Raw genomic sequence first — 22,192 nt, 5'->3', positions numbered from 1 at the left:
ATTGCACCGGACCCGCTCTAGATTGCCAGAGTATATATGAAAGTGGAAGCTGTGGCGGCTCAACTGGAGGCGGAGGAACAGGAAGTGGTGGCGGTTCTGGTGGAGGAAATGGTGGGTATCCATACACCCCTGTACAAACCCCTTGCGAGAAAGCAAAAAATAAAATTTCAGATCCAAAATTTAAAGCTAAATTTCAGGAATTAAATACTCCTCAAATGTTTGCCATGGATCATGAAAAAGGATATTACGAAAGACTACCACCGGTAGGTTCAACGGGAGTTCCATCAGGATTTCCTGTGGTAGATGGTGCACCTTGTACTCATAGTATGGATTTACCTGACAATGAAGACGGAATAGCAGGATTGCTTCATATACATAACGATGCTAATTGTGATGACGTTCCTACTATAAAAGTACCATCTCCTGCAGATGTAAGAACATTTTTGAATATCTTTATGAAGCAGGCTAGAATATATACTGGAAGCTATACCAATGCATATTCTGTAGTTATAACTTCGCAGGGTAGCTATATGCTGCAATATACTAATGATACATGGCCGGGGTCTACTTGGGATAAAATAGAAGATTGGAATAAGTGGTATAAGAAAGAGTATGAAAAATTAACAACAGATGAACTTGCTAATCCGTCAATTGTAGAGAAAATTTTCACTCAGTTTTTAAAAGAAAAAGTGGCAATAGATGGATTGGAAGTCTATAAAATTACCGAAAATTCTTCTACAAAATTAGAATATAACGGAGCAAATCAACCAGTAGTAGCGACACCATGTCCTCAATAATTTAAAATTTAAGCTATGAAAAATATAATATTTATATCCTTATTTATCTTTACATTTTCTTGTAAAGCACAACAGGTCTATTCTTTAAGACCTGTAGAAATTGATCTTCCTGAGAATTCGTATGAAAAAGATACAAATAATGAACTTTCTCAATATGAAGGAACCTGGAAGGGGACTTGGAATAATAAAACCATTTTTATTACTTTCGAAAAAATTACTAATAAATATGATACTACTGTCAAACGGTATAGAGATTATTTAATCGGAAAATTTATTGTAAAAGATGATAATGGGAATATTTTATTTGACAATACAAATCTTTCAGATGATGAGGCTAAAATTGTAGGTATAAATTTTAGAAAATATGGAAATAAATATTCTTTAATTTATATTGACCCAGATTTGTGTCATACAACAGGAAGTGCAAGAATTAACTTTACAGATGCAACCAAGACAAAACTGGAATGGAAGTATTCTCAAGATTTTAATTTAATAGATAAAACATGTTTTTTTCATGGGCTTTCTCAATCCCAAAGACCAGAGCCTTTGCCAACGAATATTATTTTAACAAAACAATAGATGTAAATATGATAAATCGATTACTGAGTATCGTATTTATAATGTTTTTTTATATGTATAACGCTCAAAACATAAGATTAGGATATATCACTTTTGAAAACTCAAATTCAATAGTAATAGGTTCTAAAATTAAAATCGAAATAGTTAATGATTTTGATAACCCAGATAAAAAGGATGGAGATGCAATTTTAAAAATTTCCAAGTATTCCTTGAGCGAGAAACAATTTATGACTCAAGAACATATACTAACGGAGAAAGATTATAATGAAATTGTAACAAATATTTTAAAAATAAAATCTATAGATTTACTACAAGATTTTAAGAATGTAATTGATGGTTATGATACAAAACTAAAATTTATGTCTTCCAATGGAACAGTTGAGTATAACATTTATGGATTAAACTATAGTGATGAGAATACTGGGTATAAAGATTTTTTAATGACAACACAATGTATTCTAAAAATTGCAAAAATTAAAATACCTGGAATCAATTGATTCCGGATATTTTAATTTTTAGACTTATTACTCTGACTAAATAACAACTTTTCAGATTTGTATGACACAACGGTAAGTTCAAAAAAAAATTCACGAATGCAGCCAAAACAAAGCTGGGATGGAAGTATTCTCAATATTTTAATTTAATAGATAAAACATGTTTTTTTCATGGCCTTCCTCAATCCCAAAGACCAGAACCTTTGCCAATGAGTATTATTCTAACAAAACAATAAACTAAAGCCTCTTCGGAGGTTTTTTGCAAATAATAATTAACAAATAGAATCCTCAATAACTACTTTTAATAAAAAAATAACTGGATAGAAGTTATTAAAAACGTAAACGGAAAAGATTTATATAAATGGGGTCAGAAAAATTGAATATTACTAAAAATAAAACCTCCGATTTTGGAGGTTTATTTTTTTAATCATTATGATAAGGTTTTCCCTGTAAAATCTGGTCTGCACGATATAATTGTTCAACGATAAACAGCCGAATCATTTGGTGAGTAAATGTCATTTTAGATAATGACATTTTTTCGTTAGCTCGGTTGTAGATTTCTTCTGAAAAACCATAAGCTCCACCAATCAGAAGATGAATTTTTTTGACAGAAGAATTCATCCAAGTATCAATTTTTTGAGAAAATTCCCGACTTGTGAACTGTTTTCCTTTTTCATCAAGAATGATAACTAAATCATTTTTATCGATGTGATTTATAAATAATTTGGCTTCTTCTTTTTTAAGAAGGTCGGAGGTAAGGTTTTTAGTATTTTTCACATCAGGAATTTCAATTATTTCAAAATTCCAGTGTTTTGGGAGACGTTTAAGGTAATAATTAATAAGTGAAGTGATTTCTTTATCGTCAGTTTTACCGATACAAACTAAATTAATCTGCATTTCATATATTTGCTAAGCACAAATATACTTTATGGGCATAAAAGTTCCTAGATTTATTTTAAAAATTCAAGAATTCTTTGATGGCATACATATTCCTGTCTTGGGAATATCGCTTTGGCAGATGTTTCAGATTTATATCTCAGGGATTTTTAAAGATAAAATTGGAAGAAAAGCATCTAGTATTTCTTGGAGTTTTACACTGAGTTTATTTCCGTTTATATTGTTTTTGCTTTCCGTTTTACCTTATATGCCACATTATGATAAGCTTCAGTTTTATATTTTTGAGGTTTTAATTCATAATGTTTTTCCTTCACACATGGAAACGGAAGTGAGAGGGTATATTGAGAGCAATATTATTCCTAATATGAAAGGAATCAGTAATCTTACCATTCTTATTGCATTGGTCTTTGCTACAAATGGTACATTTTCTTTAATCAATGGTTTTAATGAAAATTCTGAGGAGAAATTAAGTGATGTAAAAGAGTTTATTCTTTCTTTTTTTATTACAATAGGCTTTATAAGTATTGTATTTTTGGCTCTTTTCGGAGTATATTATTCTGAAGTTGTTCTGAAATTATTTACTCCCACTTATGATATTTCCTGGTTGGTAGATAACCTTTCAAAAATAATCGGATTTGTTTCTTTTCCTCTTTTTTACTTTGTTCTGTTGGCTTTGTTTTATTGGCTGGGGACAGTGAAAATTACAAGATTCAGACAGGCGATTCCGGGAGCTATTCTTACCACTGTTTTATTTATTGTTACGACTTATGTTTTTGCAATTTATGTGAAAGATATTGCAAGATATAACGTTTTGTACGGTTCTATCGGAAGTATGATATTATTGATGGTTTGGGTAAATGTGAATGTTTATCTGCTTCTTTTCGGGAATGAGCTCAATATGGCTATCAGAAAACTCAGAATAGAAAAATTATTGTCTGATGAACTAAAAAAAGAGGCATCTCATTATCATGCTGATAATATAGAACCTAATTTGGAAAGTGACGAGGAACATAGAAGAAAATTAAGTAATGATGGTAAAGAATATTAAATTTTTAACTTTAATCGTAATATTGATTTCATTAATCTCATGTGTTCAAAACAGGGAAGAGGATAATTATGTTACGCCTTATAAAGGAACTTGGACGGGAAATTATTCCGGAGATCAAATCGGAACACTTATAATGAAGGTAAGTGAGAAAGGAACTGTAGAGGTAAAAAGAACATCAATGGAATTTCAGGAAACGTTTTACACATCTCTATTAGGTGGTGGAAGTGGCGCACTTTCTACCATGACACCTTCTGCTTCCGGATTTATTGTATACGGAAGTTTGGAAACCAAATCAGGGACATGGAAAATGGGTGCTTTGCAGGGAACCTGGTCTGTTGTAAAAAATTAGTCCAAATTTTCAATTTTCTTTTTAGAACTGATATTTAATAATACATACCCTAAAATTGCGGCAACAAACGAAGCAACAAGAATAGAGAATTTGGCTTCATCCTGAATAATGAGTTTTCCTTTAAATGAAAGCAATGCAATAAAAATTGACATGGTAAAACCTATTCCGGCTAAAAGTCCGACACCCAACATCTGAAACCATGAGCTGTTTTGAGGTAAAGAACTCAACTTTAATTTAATAGCAATAAATGAGAATAAATTAATTCCAATTAATTTACCTAAAACCAAACCACAGATAATTCCCATTCCTAAAGTGCTTGTTAAACCTTCTATCATTGAAGAATTGAACGTAATATTAGTATTTGCTAAAGCAAAAATTGGCATTATCAAAAAGCTAACGGGAAAATGAAGTTTGTGTTCCAGCTTTTCTAATGGTGAAGTTTCTATAGTAGATTCATTAGTTGGTATTGAAAACGCCAGCAAAACTCCCGCAATGGTAGCGTGAATCCCTGAATGATGTAAAAAATACCATAAAAATATTCCCGGTATTATATAGAAAATAAGCTTAGTTACTTTCAAAAAATTTAATAAAAATAATAGAACAGTAATACCTAATGAAAGAAGTAAATACGTCCAGTGTATTTGTTCTGTATAGAAAATTGCGATTACCAAAATAGCTCCCAAATCATCCACAATTGCTAATGCCGCAAGAAAAATTTTAATAGAACTGGGAATTTTACTTCCTAACATTGAAATAATAGCCAAAGAGAAAGCAATATCCGTTGCCATCGGAATTCCCCAGCCATTACTGTATTCAGTTCCTGAATTGAATGTATTATAAATAACGGCAGGAACAATCATTCCGCCAATCGCAGCAAAAATAGGAAGTGATGCATTTTTAAAAGATGAAAGTTCTCCTTCTACAAGCTCTCTTTTGATTTCAAGTCCTACCAAAAGGAAGAAAATAGCCATTAACCCATCATTAATCCATATACTTACAGGATAATTAAGATGAAAAAGGTTAGTACCAACTTCTTTATCTAAAAATTGCTGAAATCCTTCGGCAAAAGACGAATTTGCAATTAATAAAGATATTAATACACAAAAAATTAAAATAATTCCTGATGATTGACTGTTGTTGAAAAACTTTTTAAAGTATATGGATAGTTTCATATTTTATAATCGTCTGACTCGTGAGACGCCGTTGATTTCTTTAAGTTTTTTGAATGTTTGCTCGAGTTGACTTTTATTTTTTACTTCCAGATTAATTGTTCCGGTAAAAACACCGTCATTGGATTCGATAGACATGCTCTTCATATCCATTTCCATAGAATTACTGATGACAGCCGTAATATCATTAATCATACCCATTCTGTCGAGACCTTCAATTTCTATTTTGATACGGTTTTTGAAACTCTCTGCATTCACCCATTTTGCAGGTATTACTCTGTAATCATATTGGGCTCTTAGGTTAATTGCATTAGGGCAATTGTCGCTGTGCACTTTTATTCCTTCAGAAATTGTGATGAAACCAAAAATTTTATCTCCAGGAATTACCGTGCAACATTTTGCAAAACTGTAATTTAATTTTTCTTCGTCTTTTCCGAAGACAATCATATCAAGGTTTTGCTCTTTTGGCTCTACATATACCGTATTTTTAGCTGGTGACTTTCTGAATCTTGAAAGAAGGTTATTAAATACGTTTTTACTTTCAATATATTTCCTTAAACTGCTTGCATCAAGTTCATTATTTTGAAATTTCAAGAATAATTCCTGAGAAGATTTAAGATTAAAGAATTTTTGCAGCTTATTTACTTCTTCATCATTAAAATTAATTTTAGCATGACGAAGTTTTCTTTGAAGTGTTTCTTTTCCTTCTTCTACCAGTTGGTTTTTTTGAGAGTTTAAATAACTCTTAATCTTTGATTTAGCTTTAGAAGTAACAACGAATTCTAGCCAGTCAGATTTTGGTTTCTGGTTTTGAGAAGAAAGAATATCTATCTGGTCTCCGTTTTGAAGAACATAAGAAATCGGAACCAGTTTCCCATTGATTTTAGCTCCCAAACACTTCATTCCTAAGTCTGAGTGTACCGAAAAAGCAAAATCCAGAGCTGTAGCATTGGTTGGTAAGATTTTAATTTCTCCTTTTGGTGTAAATACAAAAACCTCTTTTGAATATAGATTCAGTTTAATATTATCTAATAATTCGGAAGTGGTAAGATTTTGTTGCTGTTCTAAAACTTCACGGATTTCTGTAACCCATCTTTCGAAATTTCGGTCATCAGAACTTTGTTTGTAACCTTCTTTGTATTTGTAATGTGCAGCAACACCTTTTTCGGCAATTTCATCCATTCTATCAGAACGGATTTGTACTTCAATCCATTTTTTATCCGGGCCAAGAACGGTCAAATGTAAACTTTCATAACCTGTAGAACGTGGTTGGGTAATCCAGTCTCGCATTCTTGAAGGATTACTATGATAAACATCTGTTACAATAGAATAGATTTTCCAAGCAAGAAACTTTTCGTTTTTCGCATCAGATTTATAAATAATTCTGATGGCATAATTATCAAAGACTTCTTCAAAGGAAACACCCTGTTTAAGCATTTTCCTGTAAATTGAAGAAATAGCTTTGGCTCTTCCTTTGATTTTAAAGTTTAAACCTTCTTCATGTAATCTTTCAGAAACTTCTTTTGTAAATTCCTGAATATATCTTTCTCTGCTTTCTTTTGCGAGTTCTAACTTTTCAGTTATTTCTGTATAAACCTCAGGATTGTTGTATTTTAAAGATAAATCTTCAAGCTCTGATTTAATATTGTACAGTCCTAAACGGTGAGCGAGTGGAGCATAAATATAGACCGTTTCTGAAGCAATTTTCTTCTGCTTATCGGGAGCCATACTTTCCAGAGTTCGCATATTGTGAAGGCGGTCGGCAATTTTTATTAAAATAACCCTGAAATCTTCCGAAAGTGTAAGTAATAATTTTCTGTAGTTTTCAGATTGCACAGAAATATTCTGGTGATTCATGATGGATATTTTGGTTAATCCATTCACAATATTGGCAATCTTTTCCCCGAAAATCTTTTTGATATCTTCGTAAGTATAATCCGAATCCTCAATCACATCATGAAGTAATGCACAGGCAATAGATGTTGCTCCCAAACCAATTTCCGTTGCTACAATTTTTGCAACAGCGATGGGATGGTAAATGTACGGTTCGCCCGTTTTTCTTCTCTGATCTTTGTGAGCATCTAATGCAATATCAAATGCCTTGCGGATGAGTTTATTGTTTTCCTCATCTAAAGTTCGGTATGTGTTAGAAATCAAATCCTTATATCTGGAAAGAATTTCTTTATTTTCTTGTTCTAAATCGTAACTCATTTGTGCAAAACCCTATAATTAAACGAAAATACAATTTTTTTTTCACTTTTCAAAAGTAAAAAAGTCTGTAGAACGTTCTACAGACCTTCGGTTATTAGCTTTATCTATGCGATTATCAAATTTTTACTTCTGCGGAATCAATTCCAATGTTTGAAACTTTTATTTTTAAATCTGGGCTATTCTGAATTTCAGCTTTGCTTCTGGCGTCAATGTAGTTTTTAAGTTGTTGATAGCTAGTTTGTTCAAAACTCATGTTTTCAAATAAAAATATTTTTAAAGCAGAATTTTGAGAGAAAATATTTTTAACAGAGTCTATTTTCTCATTATTTGTAGCTGAAACGCTTGCTAAATAATGAGGACTACTGTCATTGTTTTGAATATAAATAATATAATCTGAGCTTTGAAAACCACTATTTTCTAAGTCGGTTTCTAGTTTTTTGTAATCGCTGCGATGTTCAAATAATCCAGCTAATATATTTGACATAAGCAATAGTTTTAAATTGTACTTAAAGTTAATAAATAATTTTATAAGTTTTATTTAATTTTCAATAAAATTTCAAATTAATTATTTTATCTATTGTAAATTGTTTATTTATTTGAGGGTATCTATTGATAATTTGTTTTAATTTGTGTTGTTTGTAGTTGTGCTAAATGAGTTAATGTTAAAGTTATCTTGGCTTGGTAATAAAAAAACGCAGAATTTTTCAGCGCTTTCTAATGAAGTTAAATAAAAGGTTTCGATTTATATTCTTTCATTTTTTATTTCCTCTACAATTTCAGGATTGAGTAGAGTAGTGATGTCTCCAAAGTTACTGAAGTCACCTTCTGCAATTTTTCTTAAAATTCTTCTCATAATTTTTCCTGAACGTGTTTTCGGAAGCCCTGAAACGAACTGTATTTTATCTAGTTTGGCAATAGGACCAATTTGGTCAGAAATTAACTGATTGATTTCTTTTTTCAGATTTTCTTTGTCACGACCTTCTCCGGTTTCTTTTAGAATCACAAATCCGTATAATGCATTTCCTTTAATATCATGCGGATAACCAACAATTGCAGATTCGGCAACAGCAGGATGCTCATTGATACTGTCTTCAATTGGTGCTGTTCCTAAATTGTGTCCGGAAACAATGATTACATCGTCTACACGACCTGTAATTCTATAATATCCAACCTCATCTCTCAATGCACCGTCTCCCGTAAAATATTTCCCGGGAAAAGCAGTGAAATATGTTTCTTTATATCTCTGATGATCTCCCCAAATTGTTCTTGCAATTCCCGGCCAAGGAAAACGTATACAAAGGTTTCCTGTAACCTGATTCCCTGAAATTTCATTACGTTTGTCATCCATCAAAACAGGTTGTATTCCTGGTAAAGGAAGAGTAGCGTAAGTTGGCTTTGTCGGTGTAACAAAAGGGAGAGGAGAGATCATAATTCCTCCGGTTTCTGTTTGCCACCAAGTATCAACAACAGGGCATTTTTTCTTTCCAACATGGTCATTGAACCAATGCCATGCTTCTTCATTGATTGGCTCACCAACGGATCCGATAACTTTCAGTGTGCTTAGGTCATGCTTATCCACCCATTCTGTGCTTTCTTTTGCTAATGAACGAATTGCAGTAGGAGCGGTGTAGAATTGGGTAATTTTATGCTTTTCAATGACTTCCCAAAATCTGTCTGGTTCAGGATAAGTTGGTACACCTTCAAAAATTACGGTTGTTGCTCCGTTTAATAATGGACCGTAAAGAATGTATGAGTGACCTGTAATCCAACCGATGTCTGCTGTACACCAATAGATATCATTTTCCATGTAATTGAATACATTTTTGAAAGTGTAGGCTGTGTAAACCATGTATCCGGCACATGTATGTAGCATTCCTTTTGGTTTTCCTGTAGAACCTGAGGTGTAAAGAATAAAAAGAGGATCTTCAGCATCCATAATTACCGTAACGAAATCTGCTGATGCTTTTTCATACAAATCACTTAGCCAGTAATCTCTGCTTTCTTTCATTTTGATTTCGTTGTTAGTTCTTTTCACAACTAAAACTTTCTCAACACTCGGGCTTTTTTCAAGAGCCTCGTCAACAATGCTTTTCAGGTCTAAAACTTTATTTCCTCTATAGCTTCCGTCTGAAGTAATGATCATTTTAGCTCCGCAATCATTTACTCTGGAAGACACAGCTGATGCCGAAAATCCTGCAAAAATAACGGAGTGAACAGCTCCTAATTTAGCACAAGCCAACATTGTGATTGCCAATTCTGGAATCATTGGAAGGTAGATGCAGACTCTGTCTCCTTTTTCTATACCCATTTCTCGTAAAACATTGGCTGTTTTGTTGACTCTTGTGTATAATTCGTTATAAGAGATATGCTGAGCTTCTTCTTTTGGGTCGTTGGGTTCCCAAATGATAGCTGTTTTCTCTCCTCTTTCGTTAAGGTGTCTGTCTAAACAATTTTTAGTAATATTTAATTTTGCATTTTTAAACCATGTGATTTTTGCTTCACTCATATCGTAATCAACAACTTTGCTCCATCGTTGATACCAAACAAAATTTTTGTCCGCAATATTATCCCAGAATTTTTTAGGATTTTTTATTGATTTTTTATACTGTTTAAAGTAATCAGGAAGATCTTCGATCTGGTATTGTCTCATATCTTTTTTCTTTTTATAATTAGATTTTGTGTAGTAAAGTTAGTAATGTATATTCAGAACTAACCTGCATATTGTTTATATTTTTCTTGTATTTCTTCAATGATTTTTTCATCATCAATTGTCGACGGAATCTGAAATTCTTTACCATCTAATAGTGTTCTGATGAGTTTTCTTAAAATCTTTCCGGAACGTGTTTTAGGAAGACGTTTTACAGTCATTACATTTTTAAGACAAGCAACTGCACCGATTTTTTCACGAACAGTTTTTACAATTTCTTTTTCTACCTCTTCTTCTGAAATTGTTGCTCCGTTTTTTAAAACTACTGTAGCAAAAGGAATCTGACCTTTTAAGTCATCATCTATTCCTACAACTGCACATTCTGCAACATCGGGGTGTGAGGAAACGACTTCTTCCATTTCGGAAGTTGATAAACGATGTCCTGCTACATTGATGACATCATCCACACGACCCGTGATGAAAATATAACCGTCTTCGTCTTTTATTGCTCCGTCTCCGGAAAAATAATATCCTTTGTATTGTGATAAATAGCTTTTCTCAAAACGTTCATTATCATTCCAGATTCCGAGCAAGGCTCCCGGAGGAAGGGGAAGTTTTATAGCTAAATAACCTTCATGATGAGGGTCTAATTCGTAGCCGTTTTCATCAAAAATTTTAATATCATATCCTGGAATTGGTTTTCCAGCGGATGCTCTTTTTATTTTGTAATTGTCATCAAAAGTCATTAAGCCTAACATTGGCCAACCAGATTCTGTCTGCCACCAATGATCTATTGCAGGAACTCCAACGTGTTCTGCGAACCAATCAAGTGTAGCAACATCACATCTTTCTCCTGCCAAAAACTGTTTTTTGAAATGGCTTAAGTCGTATTTTTTTACTAGTTCTCCATTCGGATCTTCTTTTTTAATGGCTCTTATGGCTGTGGGTGCAGTAAACATTACGGAAACTTTGTGTTCTGAAATTACTCTCCAGAAAGTTCCTGCATCTGGAGTCATAATGGGTTTTCCTTCAAAAATAATGGTTGTGTTTCTGTTGATTAATGGTCCGTAAACAGAGTAACTGTGCCCAACTGCCCATCCAAAATCTGATGCTGCCCAATAGGTTTCACCTTCGGAAACTCCGTAAATGTATTTCATGGAGAATTTTAAGGCGGTAGCGTAACCTCCTGTGTCTCGTTTTATGCCTTTTGGTTTTCCTGTAGTTCCTGAAGTGTATAATAAATAGAGTGGATGAGTGGACTCAACGGAAATACAATCTGCTGGTTCTGATTGCTGAACAAGTTCTTCGTAATCAATTAACCCTTCAAACATTTCATGTTGATTGTCAACTAATTTTCTGTTGTAAACGATAATGTTATCTACTTTATCCTGCGCTAATTCAATAGCTTTTTCAACCAATGGCAAATAAGGAATTCTTTTTGCAATCTCAACTCCTGCGGTTGCTGTGATTAATGCTTTAGGTTTACAGTCATCTATCCTTACAACCAGTTCATGAGGAGCAAAACCACCGAAAACTACGTTGTGAATAACTCCGATTCTCGCACAAGCCAACATGGCAAAAAGGGTTTGCGGAATCATGGGCATATAAATAACAGCAGTATCGCCTTTCTTTAATCCTAAAGAAGTTAAACCTCCCGCGAATTTTGAAATTTCCTGTTGTGCTTCGTTAAAAGTATATGTCTTTTTCTGGTTGGTAACAGGAGAATCATAAATAATTGCTGATTGCTCACCGAAACCATCTTCGATATGTTTATCGATGCATAAATAACACATATTTAGTTTTCCATCCTCAAACCACTGGTTGTAATTGTTTTTGTCCAAAGATGTGATTTTGGTAGGAAAATCGAACCATTTTATTTCTTTGGCTTGTTCTTGCCAAAAGCTTTCTTTGTCTTCTATACTTCTTTTAAATAACGTTTCTGCATTCATGTCAATCAGTTTTACTTTTTATTTGTTTTAAAATAAATCTTCAATTTGTTGTATTAATTTTTTTATTGAATAAGGTTTGGTGACATAAGCGTTCGCCCCCATTTCCAAGCCTTTTTCTATGTCTTTCGGGTTGTTTTTCGCACTGAGGAAAATTACTTTGGTATCTTTTAGTTTTTCGTCCTGCTTAATAATATTTAATGTGCTGTAACCGTCAAGATTGGGCATCATAATATCCAGTAAAATCACATCCGGAATCATTGTTTTTAAGAATTCCAAAACTTCTGTTCCGTCTCTTGCTATATAAACGTCATATCCGTTTTTTTTAAAACTATATTCCAACGACATTAAAATTTTGTGTTCGTCATCTGCAATGATTATCTTTTTCATAATGTGTTTTGATTTTGTTCAACTTCATTTTTTATCTCTTTTATATTTGATGGAAGGGATATGGTGAATGTTACGCCAAGTCCGCTGTTTTCAGCTTTTATGGTTCCGCCCTGAGCCTGAACGATTTTCTTTGAAATGGCTAACCCAAGTCCGCTTCCTGTAGGTTTTAAAATATTTTGATTTCTTGATTGATAAAATTTATCAAAAATCATTTCTAAATCTTCTTCAGGAATGTGTTTTCCTGTATTGAATATGGTAATAATTAACTGATTTTCTTTTTCTAATAACTTAGTTTGTATTGTTCCTTGTTCGTCTGTAAATTTCAAAGCATTTCCTAAAATATTTTGAAATAACTGAATCATTCTTGCTTCATCATAATTGAAAAAGAACTTATTCAGGAGATTTACTTCACTTAAATGGATATTTTTCTGCTGAATCAGATGTAATAAAGGGTTTAATGCCTTTTTGTAGGTTTCAATAATATTATTTTGCTGGATATTAAGAGCGATCTGACCATGTTCCAATTTATCGAGATAAAGGATATCGTTGATGATTTCGCTTAATCTGTCTGATTCTGTAATAATATTATTTAAAAATTCTTTTTTTATTTCTGAAGGAATATCGTCATCGTCCGCCAGAATTTCTCCCGCTGAACGAATTGCTGTGATAGGAGTCCTTAATTCATGGGCAACAGAGTCAAGAAAATCATCTTTTTGACGGTCTTTAATGATTAAACTTTCATTTGCATTTCTCAAATCATCTGAAAGCTGTTTTAATTCTTCAGATTGTTCTGTAAGCTTTTTATTGAGTGTAATATTCTCTTTGGATTCTTCCAGAATGTTTAGAACTTCTTTTAAAGAAATTTTATCTTCTTTTGTAACTCCTTCAATTAAAATTTTTGCGGAAGCTGTTCCTATTCTTCCTGCCAAAAGGTTTTCTGAGAATTTGATGAATCTTGAATCAGCAGTTTCTGCATTAGACTCAATGTTATATTTTAGATTGAAAATTCTTAGGGCTTGTTCGGTTTTTTCTTTGCCTAAAAAACGTTCCAGAATATTTTTAATATCCGAAACGTAGGCTGTTCCTCTCCAAATGAAAGCATCTTCATGATTCTGAATATATTTATCTATATCAACATACAGTTCCGCGAAGTTCCTTTCACGATAGTTTCCTTTGATGCTTACAGAAATAATGCTGAATAATCCTGTATTAACCAAGAGAGACCAAAAGAAAATTTGAGGAATTCTTTCTAAGTAAGGAATTGAAAAAAAGCCAAACATATTGTAAACATCTCTCAAAACACCTTTGAATTCCTGATTATAAGAAAAATAATATTGAGGAATAATTAATCCGAAATAACAAATAATTAATCCTGCCAAAAGTCCCATAACTGCACCTTTGTAACTTCCTCTTCTCCAGAAAATTGCTCCAAAAAAAGCAGGTGCTAATTGTGCAATTACAGTGAAAGAAATTAAACCAACGGAATCCAGCGATGTTTTTAATATGAAATATTTATAAAAAACAAACGCCATGATAATTAAAGCGAAAATGCTGAATTTTCTGATGTTGGTTATATTTCGAGTATTTTGAACTTCATTCTCAGATTTAAACTTTCCTAATAGTCCGTAAGGAATGATAAGGTTGTTGGAAAGCATTATTGATAAAGTAATTGCGGAAATAATAATCATTGAAATACATGAACTTAAGCCTCCCAAGAAAACTAAAACTGTAATCAATGTGTTGTTAAAATACTGCGGAATCAAAATAGAGTAGAACTCAGGATTTACATTCTGACCATTGAAAATAAGTCTTCCTCCCCAAGCAATAGGAAAGATAAATACCGTGAAAATCAATAAATAAAGCGGGAAAAACCAAATGGCAGTTTTGATGTGTTTTTCCTGTCTGTTTTCTACGATTGCAGTATGAAATTGTCTGGGAAGAATACATATTGCTGTAGCTGAAATCATACACAAAATCATCCAATTCAAAGCTCCTTCGATTCCGTTGAAGGTGTTTTTTTGTTTGAAATCTTCAAATTTGCTTGCCTTTTCATAAATGTCTGAAAATCCGTCAAAAACAAAATAAATGACAAACAATCCTAAAATGATAATGAAAAATAGTTTTAAAAAACTTTCCAATGCAATAGCAGAAATAATTCCCAAGCGTTTTTCTGAAGCATCAACATATCTTGTTCCGTAATAGGAAGAAAATAAGGCGATTAATACTACAACAAATGTTGCGTTATCAGTTAAAATATTTTTTGAACTTGAAGTTTCTGTAACAAGATGGAATGTTTCTGAAATAGCTTTTATCTGTAGTCCAATATAAGGAACAATGGCTAATAGACATACAATGGTAATAATGGCACTTAAACTTCTGCTGTTTCCGTATCGTAATGAGATGAAATCGGCTAAACTACTGATTTTATTAACTCTTGAAATCCGTACAATTCGGGTGTTGATATAAATCCAGGCTGGAATAATGATGATAGGACCAATGTAAATCGGAAGATAGTTTAGTCCACTGGTCGCGGCAACGCCAATACTTCCGTAATATGTCCAGGCTGTACAATACACAGCTAAAGATAAAGCATATATATAAGGATTATTTATCCATAGCTTACTCTTTTTCTTCTCCGCCAAATGAGCAACTAAGAACAAAAGTGCCAGATAAAATAATACTACTGTAAATAACGCAAAACTACTCATCATATTTTTTTACGATTGCAAAAGATATAATGATGGAAACCATCCAGACAGCGAAAATGTAAATCAAAATCATAGGATACCCAAAAATCTCCTTTTCATCATTAAACAACAATGAGATAGGGATACTGAAAGCTAGTAAAAGCCCAATGCTTAGAATAATTAATTTTTGTTCGTGTCTTTTTTTCATGATACTTAAAAAGATAATTGACGGACAGGTTTTATCCGCCAATTATCACCAACTTATTTTGTTTAAACTTTATCGTCAGAATATTCGCCTTTCAAAGAATAATATCCGAAAATTGCCATTCCGCCAGAGATAATTGGCATTAATACAAATAGAATAATGATTCCGAATACCAAATCCTCCTGCTTTCCTGAAGTTATTTTAGGGATTCCCATTACGGTAATTCCGAAATATCCTACAACTAGAGCTATTGCTATCCAAAGAATACCTAATATTTTTTTTAGTCCGTTCATTTTAGTAGTTTTAAAATTAATAAAAAATTGACTGATTCAGTGCTTAATCGTGAATATTATTGTTCTTATTTTTAAGATAAAATAATCCGATCAGTAAACAGACTGCGGCAACTCCAATCGGATACCAAAGTCCCTCAAGGTACCAGGTTGCATGTCCTGCTTCTTTTCCCGTTGTTACCAAATACGTTGCAACAGCCGGAAGTAAACCTCCAAATACGCCGTTTCCAATGTGGTAAGGTAAAGACATTGATGTATAGCGGATTCTCACAGGGAACATTTCTACCAAGAATGCGGCAATTGGACCGTAAACCATCGTTACAAAAATTACCTGAATGAATACCAAGAATATTAAGTACCATTTTGTATTATCGGCTAATTTTACGCTTTGGTAGATTTTTGGTTCTTCAGCTTTTCCGTCTTTCATTACAACTCCGTTGGGTGACCAATGAACGGTGCTGTCTTTTTTAATTAATGTTCCATCAGTATAAACTGTCTCCTTATGGAAAGTGATTAAGCTATCTGTTGCTACTTTATCATGAATTTTTGCGGTTCTTTTTTCTGTAATTCCGTTGGTTGCAACAATTTTATTTTCAAGGTTTATACTTTTGAACATGCTGTCGTAAATAGGTCTGTAAGCCAAGATTGCAACTAGCATACCTGTCATCATTACTGCTTTTCTACCGATTTTATCAGAAAGCCAACCAAAAAATACGAAGAAAGGTGTTCCTAAAAATAAAGCCGTTGCCATCAGTGAATCTACCTGTGCAGATTCTACATTCATTACTTTTTGCAAGAAACTCATCGCGTAGAACTGTCCGGTGTACCAGATTACCCCTTGTCCCATTGCGGCTCCGAATAAAGCCAATAATACAAACTTGAAATTATATTTATTTCCGAAGCTTTCTTTTAAAGGATTCTTAGAGGTTTTACCTTCGCTTTTAGCCTTGGCAAAAAGGGGAGATTCTTTCATGTTTTTTCTGATAACATAAGATACACCAACCATCAAAATAGAAATCCAGAACGGAACTCTCCATCCCCAATTGTCAAATTCATCTGCAGAAAGTGAAGTTTTAGTTACTAAAATTACAATTAAAGAGATGAAAAGACCTGCTGTTGCAGTAGTCTGAATCCATGAAGTCCAGTAACCTCTTCTGTGAGGTTGTGCGTATTCTGCCACGTATGTTGCGGCGCCTCCATATTCCCCTCCAAGAGCTAAACCTTGTAATAGTCTTAAAATTAAAACTAAAACGGGAGCCATAAAACCGATGGTTTCATAACTTGGAATACATCCGATAAGGAAAGTAGAGAATCCCATGATTAATAAAGTAACCAAGAAAGTGTATTTTCTTCCGATGATATCTCCTAATCTTCCGAAAAATAAAGCTCCAAAAGGTCTTACCACAAATCCTGCCGCAAAAGTAGCCAAAGTAGATAAAAATGCTGCTGTAGGATTGTCTGCGGGAAAGAATTTTGTTGCTAAAACAATGGCTAAACTTCCAAAAATATAGAAGTCATACCATTCTATTAAAGTACCAAGTGATGATGCCGTAATTACGCTCCAAATAGTGCGATTTTTTTGCTTTTCGGTCATATTTTCGTAGGCGTCGTGATGCTTTTCGCTCATATTATTTGAATTTGTTAGTTAGAAATTGGTTTTAATTTTTTCTATGTTTTATAGATAAATCTGGAATTGAACGATGAACTCTCCTTTAGATTTTGGAGCTTCTGTAGGATTGGTATAAACTGGTCTTGTGGAGTATTGTGTTGTAATTTTTGCGTGATGACCATCTATAAACCAGTTAGCTCCGACATCGAATTGTGAAGAAGGTTTGTCGAATGCTTCAAAACTTTTTCGGGTGTACGCTGCAAACGGCTGAATTCTTACTTTTGGTTTTTCTGCTTGGCTGGGTAATAATAAACCTGCTTGTGCATAAATCACATTTCCGGTTCCAATCATGGGTTGTAAATTTCCTGCTCCTGCAATTGCTTTGTCTCCTGCAAAGTTAGGGTCGGGTGATGCGATATTCATAGTTCCTAGATTTCTAACATAATTGGGTCCGAAATTATAATTGTAATAACCTGCATAAGCTGAAACTGCCATTTTATTTTTAGCATCTCCCAAAGGAATGTCAGCAAATGCGTCAACTGCAAAAAGGGTAATATCGTGTTTTTCTATATTTGAATTAACTGAAGTTTTCGTTCCATCTGCTTGATGATAAAAACCAGCTCCTACATTGAAAACTTTTTTTGTTCCAAGATAAGATCCTACTTTGAAAGGAAGTGTGTTTGCTTCTTCGTCAAGGAATTGATATTCAAAATATCCTGCTTTTGAGAATTTTGGATTTCCGTTGTTGTCAACCGCCACGGCTCTCGCCGGATCTGTTGTGTTTGCAGGTGTTAAATCTGTTGCAAAAGGTTTGTTTAAGCTTAAACGATATTCCAGTTTTCCGTATTTTCCTTTTGCGAAAAATCCTAATTGTCTTCCAAATTGATCTGAATTGTCAATCAAAGGCCATGAAAAAATAGGAGAATCTACAGTAAGGAAATTAAGAGTTGATGCCATTGTCATACGAGATAATCCCATGTAATAGTGAAGTCCAGCTCCTAAAGTTAAACTGAATTTTCCTGCTTCTCCAGGCATAAGAACTGCATATTCGTTCCATGCATCATGGAAAAACATTTGTGGCTTCTTACCATTTCCATAACCGCCAGTTCCAGATGTTCCGTTTGCTCCACCATTGAGGAATGTTTGATTGTTTATCCCAAAATGGGCTAGAATCATGTATCTTTTGGTAATTTGAGCATAAGCAAGAGCGCGAAGTCTTCTGTTTCCTACGTTCCAGGAATTGTTTGTTGCTTCTCCTCCTACCATACTTCCGGGATTCATTTCGGTGTTTCTTAACCAAAATTGATCCCATAAGATAAATCTGACGTATTTATCACCTTGCTGATTGAGGTTTAATTTCAGTCCGCTCCCATAATCAGGTGAGCCTTGTGAGTATAGAGAATTGCTTATTAAGGCTAATCCAATAAAAGTGAGTAATTTCTTCATAAATTATCAATTTTTGGTATTATTTTTTGTGAATACCAAGTTGTAATTAATAATTTGTTTAAGGAAATTTAATATATATTATTGGTTAATATATAGTTTTGTCTTTACTTTTTAAAACGTTCCCATTTTATAAGCATGTATTTGTCGGCAAATTGAGTAATAATTATACCTGAATCTTTAATGTTTTCTTCATGGGAAATATAGTCTATTAACTCATTTTGTTTCAATATTTTGTATACAGGATGGAATTCTGAATGAGGAGGTCTTACTATATTGTATTTTTTTATCCATGAACTTATGGTTACATGAGAAACGCCTAAAATTCTTTCTATTTCACGATAGCTTAGACCTTCAAGATAGAGTTGGAGGGCTTTAGTTACATAGTAATCATCGATTTGTTTTCCTAACTTTTTAACTGTAAAATAGTAGTTGCAATCTTTGCAGTGAAATCTTTGTTTATTGTTGATTATCCCACTTTTTACAATTTTATTACCATTGCATTTAGGACAGTTATTTTCCATAACTATATCTTTTTAGCAAATATATAATAATTTAGCAAATATATAATTTTCAATAAAGATAATTTTACCTGTTAATTTTATTTAAACAAAAAAAATATCTTTTTAATTTGGATTATAAAGTTATTATATTTTAAATTTGCCAAAAAATTTAGATAAATAAATGGAAATAGAAATTTCCTCATCCATACATTTGATGTATGTGAGTGAAATACAGCAGGAAATGTATGATTCTGCACAGCGTAGAGGAACGGGGATTGCAAAACGTTCTATAGAATACTTGAGTAAAAAGATTTCGGAAGGCAATGCTGTGATTGCCACTGAAAATAGCGAATGGGTGGGTTTCTGCTATATAGAAACCTGGTCACATGGCAAGTTTGTAGCTAACTCAGGACTTATAGTTTCTCCGAAATTCAGGAACAGGGGAGTTGCTACTTTAATAAAAAATAGGGTTTTCCAATTATCTAGAGAAAAATTTCCGAATGCAAAAGTTTTTGGACTTACAACAGGTCTAGCTGTGATGAAAATTAACAGTGATCTAGGTTACAAGCCAGTTATTTACTCAGAACTTACGCAGGATGAAGAATTTTGGAATGGTTGTAAAAACTGTGTGAATTATGAAATTTTAATGAAAAAGGAACGTAAAAATTGTCTTTGTACTGCAATGCTTTTCGATCCTGAAAACAATAAAACAAATAGTGTTGTAAATAATCAACCTGAAAATCAATATAATAATGAAAAAGAAAGTCATCTTAGCGTTTAGTGGAGGATTAGATACTTCTTATTGTGCTAAATATCTTAGTGAAATATTAGGATATGATGTTTATGCGGTAACTGTAAACACCGGAGGTTTTTCTAAAGAAGAAGAAAAAGAGTTGGAGAAAAAAGCCTTGAATCTTGGTGTTAAAGAATACAGGTGTGTTGATGCTCAGGAAGATTATTATAATTCTTGTGTAAAATATCTGATTTTCGGAAATGTTTTGAAAAATAACACTTATCCGTTGTCAGTAAGTGCTGAACGTACGATTCAGGCGCAGGAAATTGCTAAATATGCTATTGAAATTAATGCGGATGCTATCGCACACGGAAGTACTGGAGCCGGAAATGACCAGGTTCGTTTTGATCTGATTTTTCAGGTAATGTGTCCGAATGTTGAAATCATTACGCCGATTCGCGATATGACTCTTTCTCGTGAAGAAGAAATCGAATTTTTGAAAAATCATGGTTATGAAATGGAATTTCAGAAAGCTCAATATTCTGTAAATAAAGGATTGTGGGGAACTTCGGTAGGTGGAAAAGAAACTCTGACTTCAAGAAATTATCTTCCTGAAGAAGCCTTTCCTTCACAAGTTGAAAAAACAGAACCTTCAGAATTGGAAATAGAATTTAAAGAAGGAGAAATTGTTGCGGTGAATGGGGGAAATTTTGAACATCCTGTTTATGCTATTCAAAAAATAGAAAAATTAGCTTCGGTTTACGGAATTGGTCGTGATATTCACGTTGGAGATACAATTGTTGGAATTAAAGGAAGAGTAGGTTTTGAAGCTGCAGCAGCTTCTGTAATCATCAAAGCACATCATTTATTGGAAAAACATACGCTTTCAAAATATCAGCAAATGATGAAATCTCAATTATCAGATTGGTACGGAAACTGGCTTCACGAAGCACTTTTCTTAGACCCGGTAATGAGAAATATTGAATATTTCTTGATTGATTCTCAAAAAACAGTGAGCGGAAAAGTTTTTATAACTCTTCATCCTTACCGATTTATTTTAAATGGAATTGAATCCAAGCACGATTTAATGTCTGATAAATTTGGAAGTTATGGTGAAGCAAACAGAGCCTGGACGGGAGAAGATGTAAAAGGATACACAAAAATCGTAAGCAACTCTTTAAATATATATCATCAGATTAATAAGGTAGAAGGATGAAGAAGGTAGGAATTGTAGGAGCAAACGGTTACACAGGAAGCGAATTGGTGCGTTTGTTGGCCTTTCATCCCAAGGTTATATTGAGTTTTTTATATAGTCGTTCGAATTCGGGAACAAAAATTTCAGACTTGTACCCGGATTTGACGACGGTTTGTGATGTGGTTTTAACGGATCAACCTGAAGATGTAGACATTCTTTTTTTGTGTCTTCCGCATAAAGAAAGTGAAAATTGGTTGAATCAGAATCCTGTAAAAGATGAAACGTTAATCATTGATTTAGGAAACGATTTCCGTTTAAATGGAAATTTCGGAAGCAGAAATTTTATCTACGGATTGCCTGAAATCAACAAAAAGCAACTTTCAGGATCTAAAAGTATTGCGAATCCTGGGTGTTTTGCAACTTCAATTCAACTCGCTTTGCTTCCTTTAGCTCAAAAAGGGTTGCTGAATGAGGTTTATACAACAGGAATTACAGGTTCTACAGGTGCAGGTCAGTCTTTACAATCAACCACGCATTTTACTTGGAGGAATGATAATATTTCGGCATATAAAACTTTGAAACATCAGCATGTAGAAGAGATTTTACAGCAATTGGTTTCTTTTAACAATAATGAAATCAGTCTAAATTTTATTCCATGGAGAGGTGATTTTGCGAGAGGAATTTTTACAAGTTCCACAGTGAAAACGGATTTAGAACTTTCAGACATTGAGCAATTGTATAAAGATTTTTATGCAGATGAACCTTTTGCAAAGATAAGTGAAAAACCTATTGATTTAAAACAGGTTGTCAATACCAATCGCTGTGTGATCCAAATTGAAAAGAGTGGAAATGTTGCCGTGATTCACTCAGCGATTGACAATTTGTTGAAAGGAGCATCCGGACAGGCTGTTCAAAATATGAACATTGCAATGGGTTGGGAAGAAAACTTGGGTTTAAACTTAAAACCGATTGCATTTTAAAAAGAACTTAAAAGTCAATT

At 33.3% G+C, this 22,192-nt stretch carries 20 protein-coding genes and 1 pseudogene; 8 read left to right on the top strand and 13 right to left on the bottom strand.

Going from position 1 to position 22,192, the window contains the following annotated elements:
- From OH806_RS16160 to OH806_RS16150, 3 genes are all read left to right on the top strand, one after another.
- The coding region (locus tag OH806_RS16160; RefSeq protein ID WP_264744718.1) for a hypothetical protein at window positions 1-797 on the top strand (797 nt) is incomplete at its 5' end.
- 15 nt (window positions 798-812) lie between these two features.
- On the top strand, window positions 813-1,376 hold the full coding sequence (locus OH806_RS16155; RefSeq protein ID WP_264744717.1) for a DUF6705 family protein: 564 nt from the start codon (window positions 813-815) through the stop codon (window positions 1,374-1,376).
- 53 nt (window positions 1,377-1,429) lie between these two features.
- Entirely contained in the window at window positions 1,430-1,873 is a 444-nt protein-coding gene (locus OH806_RS16150) for a hypothetical protein (RefSeq protein ID WP_264744716.1), read from the top strand.
- Window positions 1,874-2,293: 420 nt separating this feature from the next.
- Here OH806_RS16150 and OH806_RS16145 read toward each other — a convergent pair whose 3' ends face one another.
- Complete coding sequence (locus OH806_RS16145; protein WP_264744715.1) at window positions 2,294-2,767, bottom strand: 23S rRNA (pseudouridine(1915)-N(3))-methyltransferase RlmH; 474 nt, start codon at window positions 2,765-2,767, stop codon at window positions 2,294-2,296.
- 31 nt (window positions 2,768-2,798) lie between these two features.
- On the opposite strand from OH806_RS16145, the gene OH806_RS16140 reads away from it, so the two are divergent.
- Window positions 2,799-3,815: a YihY/virulence factor BrkB family protein gene (locus OH806_RS16140; RefSeq protein WP_264744714.1), complete on the top strand. Its 1,017-nt coding sequence runs from the start codon at window positions 2,799-2,801 to the stop codon at window positions 3,813-3,815.
- Window positions 3,799-4,164, top strand: a complete 366-nt coding sequence (locus OH806_RS16135) for a hypothetical protein (RefSeq protein ID WP_264744713.1) — start codon at window positions 3,799-3,801, stop codon at window positions 4,162-4,164. Before OH806_RS16140 ends, OH806_RS16135 begins: the two co-directional genes overlap by 17 nt.
- Here OH806_RS16135 and nhaA read toward each other — a convergent pair.
- The 12 genes and pseudogenes from nhaA to OH806_RS16075 form a co-directional block, all read right to left on the bottom strand.
- Window positions 4,161-5,336 (bottom strand): Na+/H+ antiporter NhaA, encoded by a 1,176-nt coding sequence (gene nhaA / locus OH806_RS16130; protein ID WP_264744712.1) that lies wholly within the window; start codon window positions 5,334-5,336, stop codon window positions 4,161-4,163. The genes OH806_RS16135 and nhaA overlap by 4 nt on opposite strands.
- 3 nt (window positions 5,337-5,339) lie before the next feature.
- Window positions 5,340-7,544: a RelA/SpoT family protein gene (locus OH806_RS16125; protein ID WP_264744711.1), complete on the bottom strand. Its 2,205-nt coding sequence runs from the start codon at window positions 7,542-7,544 to the stop codon at window positions 5,340-5,342.
- A gap of 115 nt (window positions 7,545-7,659) precedes the next feature.
- Window positions 7,660-8,028, bottom strand: coding sequence for a hypothetical protein (locus OH806_RS16120; RefSeq protein ID WP_264744710.1), 369 nt, complete (start codon window positions 8,026-8,028; stop codon window positions 7,660-7,662).
- 258 nt (window positions 8,029-8,286) lie between these two features.
- A pseudogene (gene acs / locus OH806_RS16115) lies at window positions 8,287-10,209 on the bottom strand (acetate--CoA ligase); the annotation flags it as partial.
- Between the two features lie 44 nt (window positions 10,210-10,253).
- The gene (locus tag OH806_RS16110; RefSeq protein ID WP_264744709.1) at window positions 10,254-12,140 is read right to left on the bottom strand and encodes an AMP-binding protein; all 1,887 of its coding nucleotides are present in this window, start codon (window positions 12,138-12,140) and stop codon (window positions 10,254-10,256) included.
- Between the two features lie 27 nt (window positions 12,141-12,167).
- On the bottom strand, window positions 12,168-12,527 hold the full coding sequence (locus OH806_RS16105; RefSeq protein ID WP_264744708.1) for a response regulator transcription factor: 360 nt from the start codon (window positions 12,525-12,527) through the stop codon (window positions 12,168-12,170).
- Window positions 12,524-15,235 carry an ATP-binding protein gene (locus OH806_RS16100; RefSeq protein ID WP_264744707.1) on the bottom strand — a complete coding sequence of 904 codons (2,712 nt, stop codon included), beginning with the start codon at window positions 15,233-15,235 and terminating at the stop codon, window positions 12,524-12,526. Before OH806_RS16100 ends, OH806_RS16105 begins: the two co-directional genes overlap by 4 nt.
- Window positions 15,228-15,422 carry a hypothetical protein gene (locus OH806_RS16095; RefSeq protein WP_264744706.1) on the bottom strand — a complete coding sequence of 65 codons (195 nt, stop codon included), beginning with the start codon at window positions 15,420-15,422 and terminating at the stop codon, window positions 15,228-15,230. Before OH806_RS16095 ends, OH806_RS16100 begins: the two co-directional genes overlap by 8 nt.
- 62 nt (window positions 15,423-15,484) lie before the next feature.
- A complete protein-coding gene (locus OH806_RS16090) occupies window positions 15,485-15,712 on the bottom strand; it encodes a DUF6814 family protein (protein WP_264744705.1) in 228 nt (75 codons plus the stop codon).
- Window positions 15,713-15,755: 43 nt separating this feature from the next.
- Window positions 15,756-17,336: an MFS transporter gene (locus OH806_RS16085; protein ID WP_264744704.1), complete on the bottom strand. Its 1,581-nt coding sequence runs from the start codon at window positions 17,334-17,336 to the stop codon at window positions 15,756-15,758.
- Window positions 17,337-17,384: 48 nt separating this feature from the next.
- Window positions 17,385-18,764, bottom strand: coding sequence for a porin (locus tag OH806_RS16080; protein ID WP_264744703.1), 1,380 nt, complete (start codon window positions 18,762-18,764; stop codon window positions 17,385-17,387).
- A gap of 104 nt (window positions 18,765-18,868) precedes the next feature.
- The gene (locus tag OH806_RS16075) at window positions 18,869-19,285 is read right to left on the bottom strand and encodes an IS1/IS1595 family N-terminal zinc-binding domain-containing protein (protein WP_264744702.1); all 417 of its coding nucleotides are present in this window, start codon (window positions 19,283-19,285) and stop codon (window positions 18,869-18,871) included.
- A gap of 160 nt (window positions 19,286-19,445) precedes the next feature.
- Between OH806_RS16075 and OH806_RS16070 the strand changes: the two genes are divergently transcribed.
- The 3 genes from OH806_RS16070 to argC are packed head-to-tail and all read left to right on the top strand — an operon-like array spanning window position 19,446 to window position 22,172.
- Window positions 19,446-20,045 (top strand): GNAT family N-acetyltransferase, encoded by a 600-nt coding sequence (locus OH806_RS16070; RefSeq protein WP_264744701.1) that lies wholly within the window; start codon window positions 19,446-19,448, stop codon window positions 20,043-20,045.
- Window positions 20,017-21,213 (top strand): argininosuccinate synthase, encoded by a 1,197-nt coding sequence (locus OH806_RS16065; RefSeq protein ID WP_264744700.1) that lies wholly within the window; start codon window positions 20,017-20,019, stop codon window positions 21,211-21,213. The genes OH806_RS16070 and OH806_RS16065 overlap by 29 nt, the downstream gene beginning before the upstream one ends.
- A complete protein-coding gene (gene argC / locus OH806_RS16060) occupies window positions 21,210-22,172 on the top strand; it encodes an N-acetyl-gamma-glutamyl-phosphate reductase (RefSeq protein WP_264744699.1) in 963 nt (320 codons plus the stop codon). The genes OH806_RS16065 and argC overlap by 4 nt, the downstream gene beginning before the upstream one ends.
- Window positions 22,173-22,192: the final 20 nt, after the last annotated feature.

It is taken from the genome of Chryseobacterium oryctis (genome assembly GCF_025971925.1).
Classification (GTDB): Bacteria; Bacteroidota; Bacteroidia; order Flavobacteriales; family Weeksellaceae; genus Chryseobacterium; species Chryseobacterium oryctis.
The sequence above is the reverse complement of the archived record's forward strand: the minus strand, read 5'-3'. Positions and strand labels throughout refer to the sequence as shown.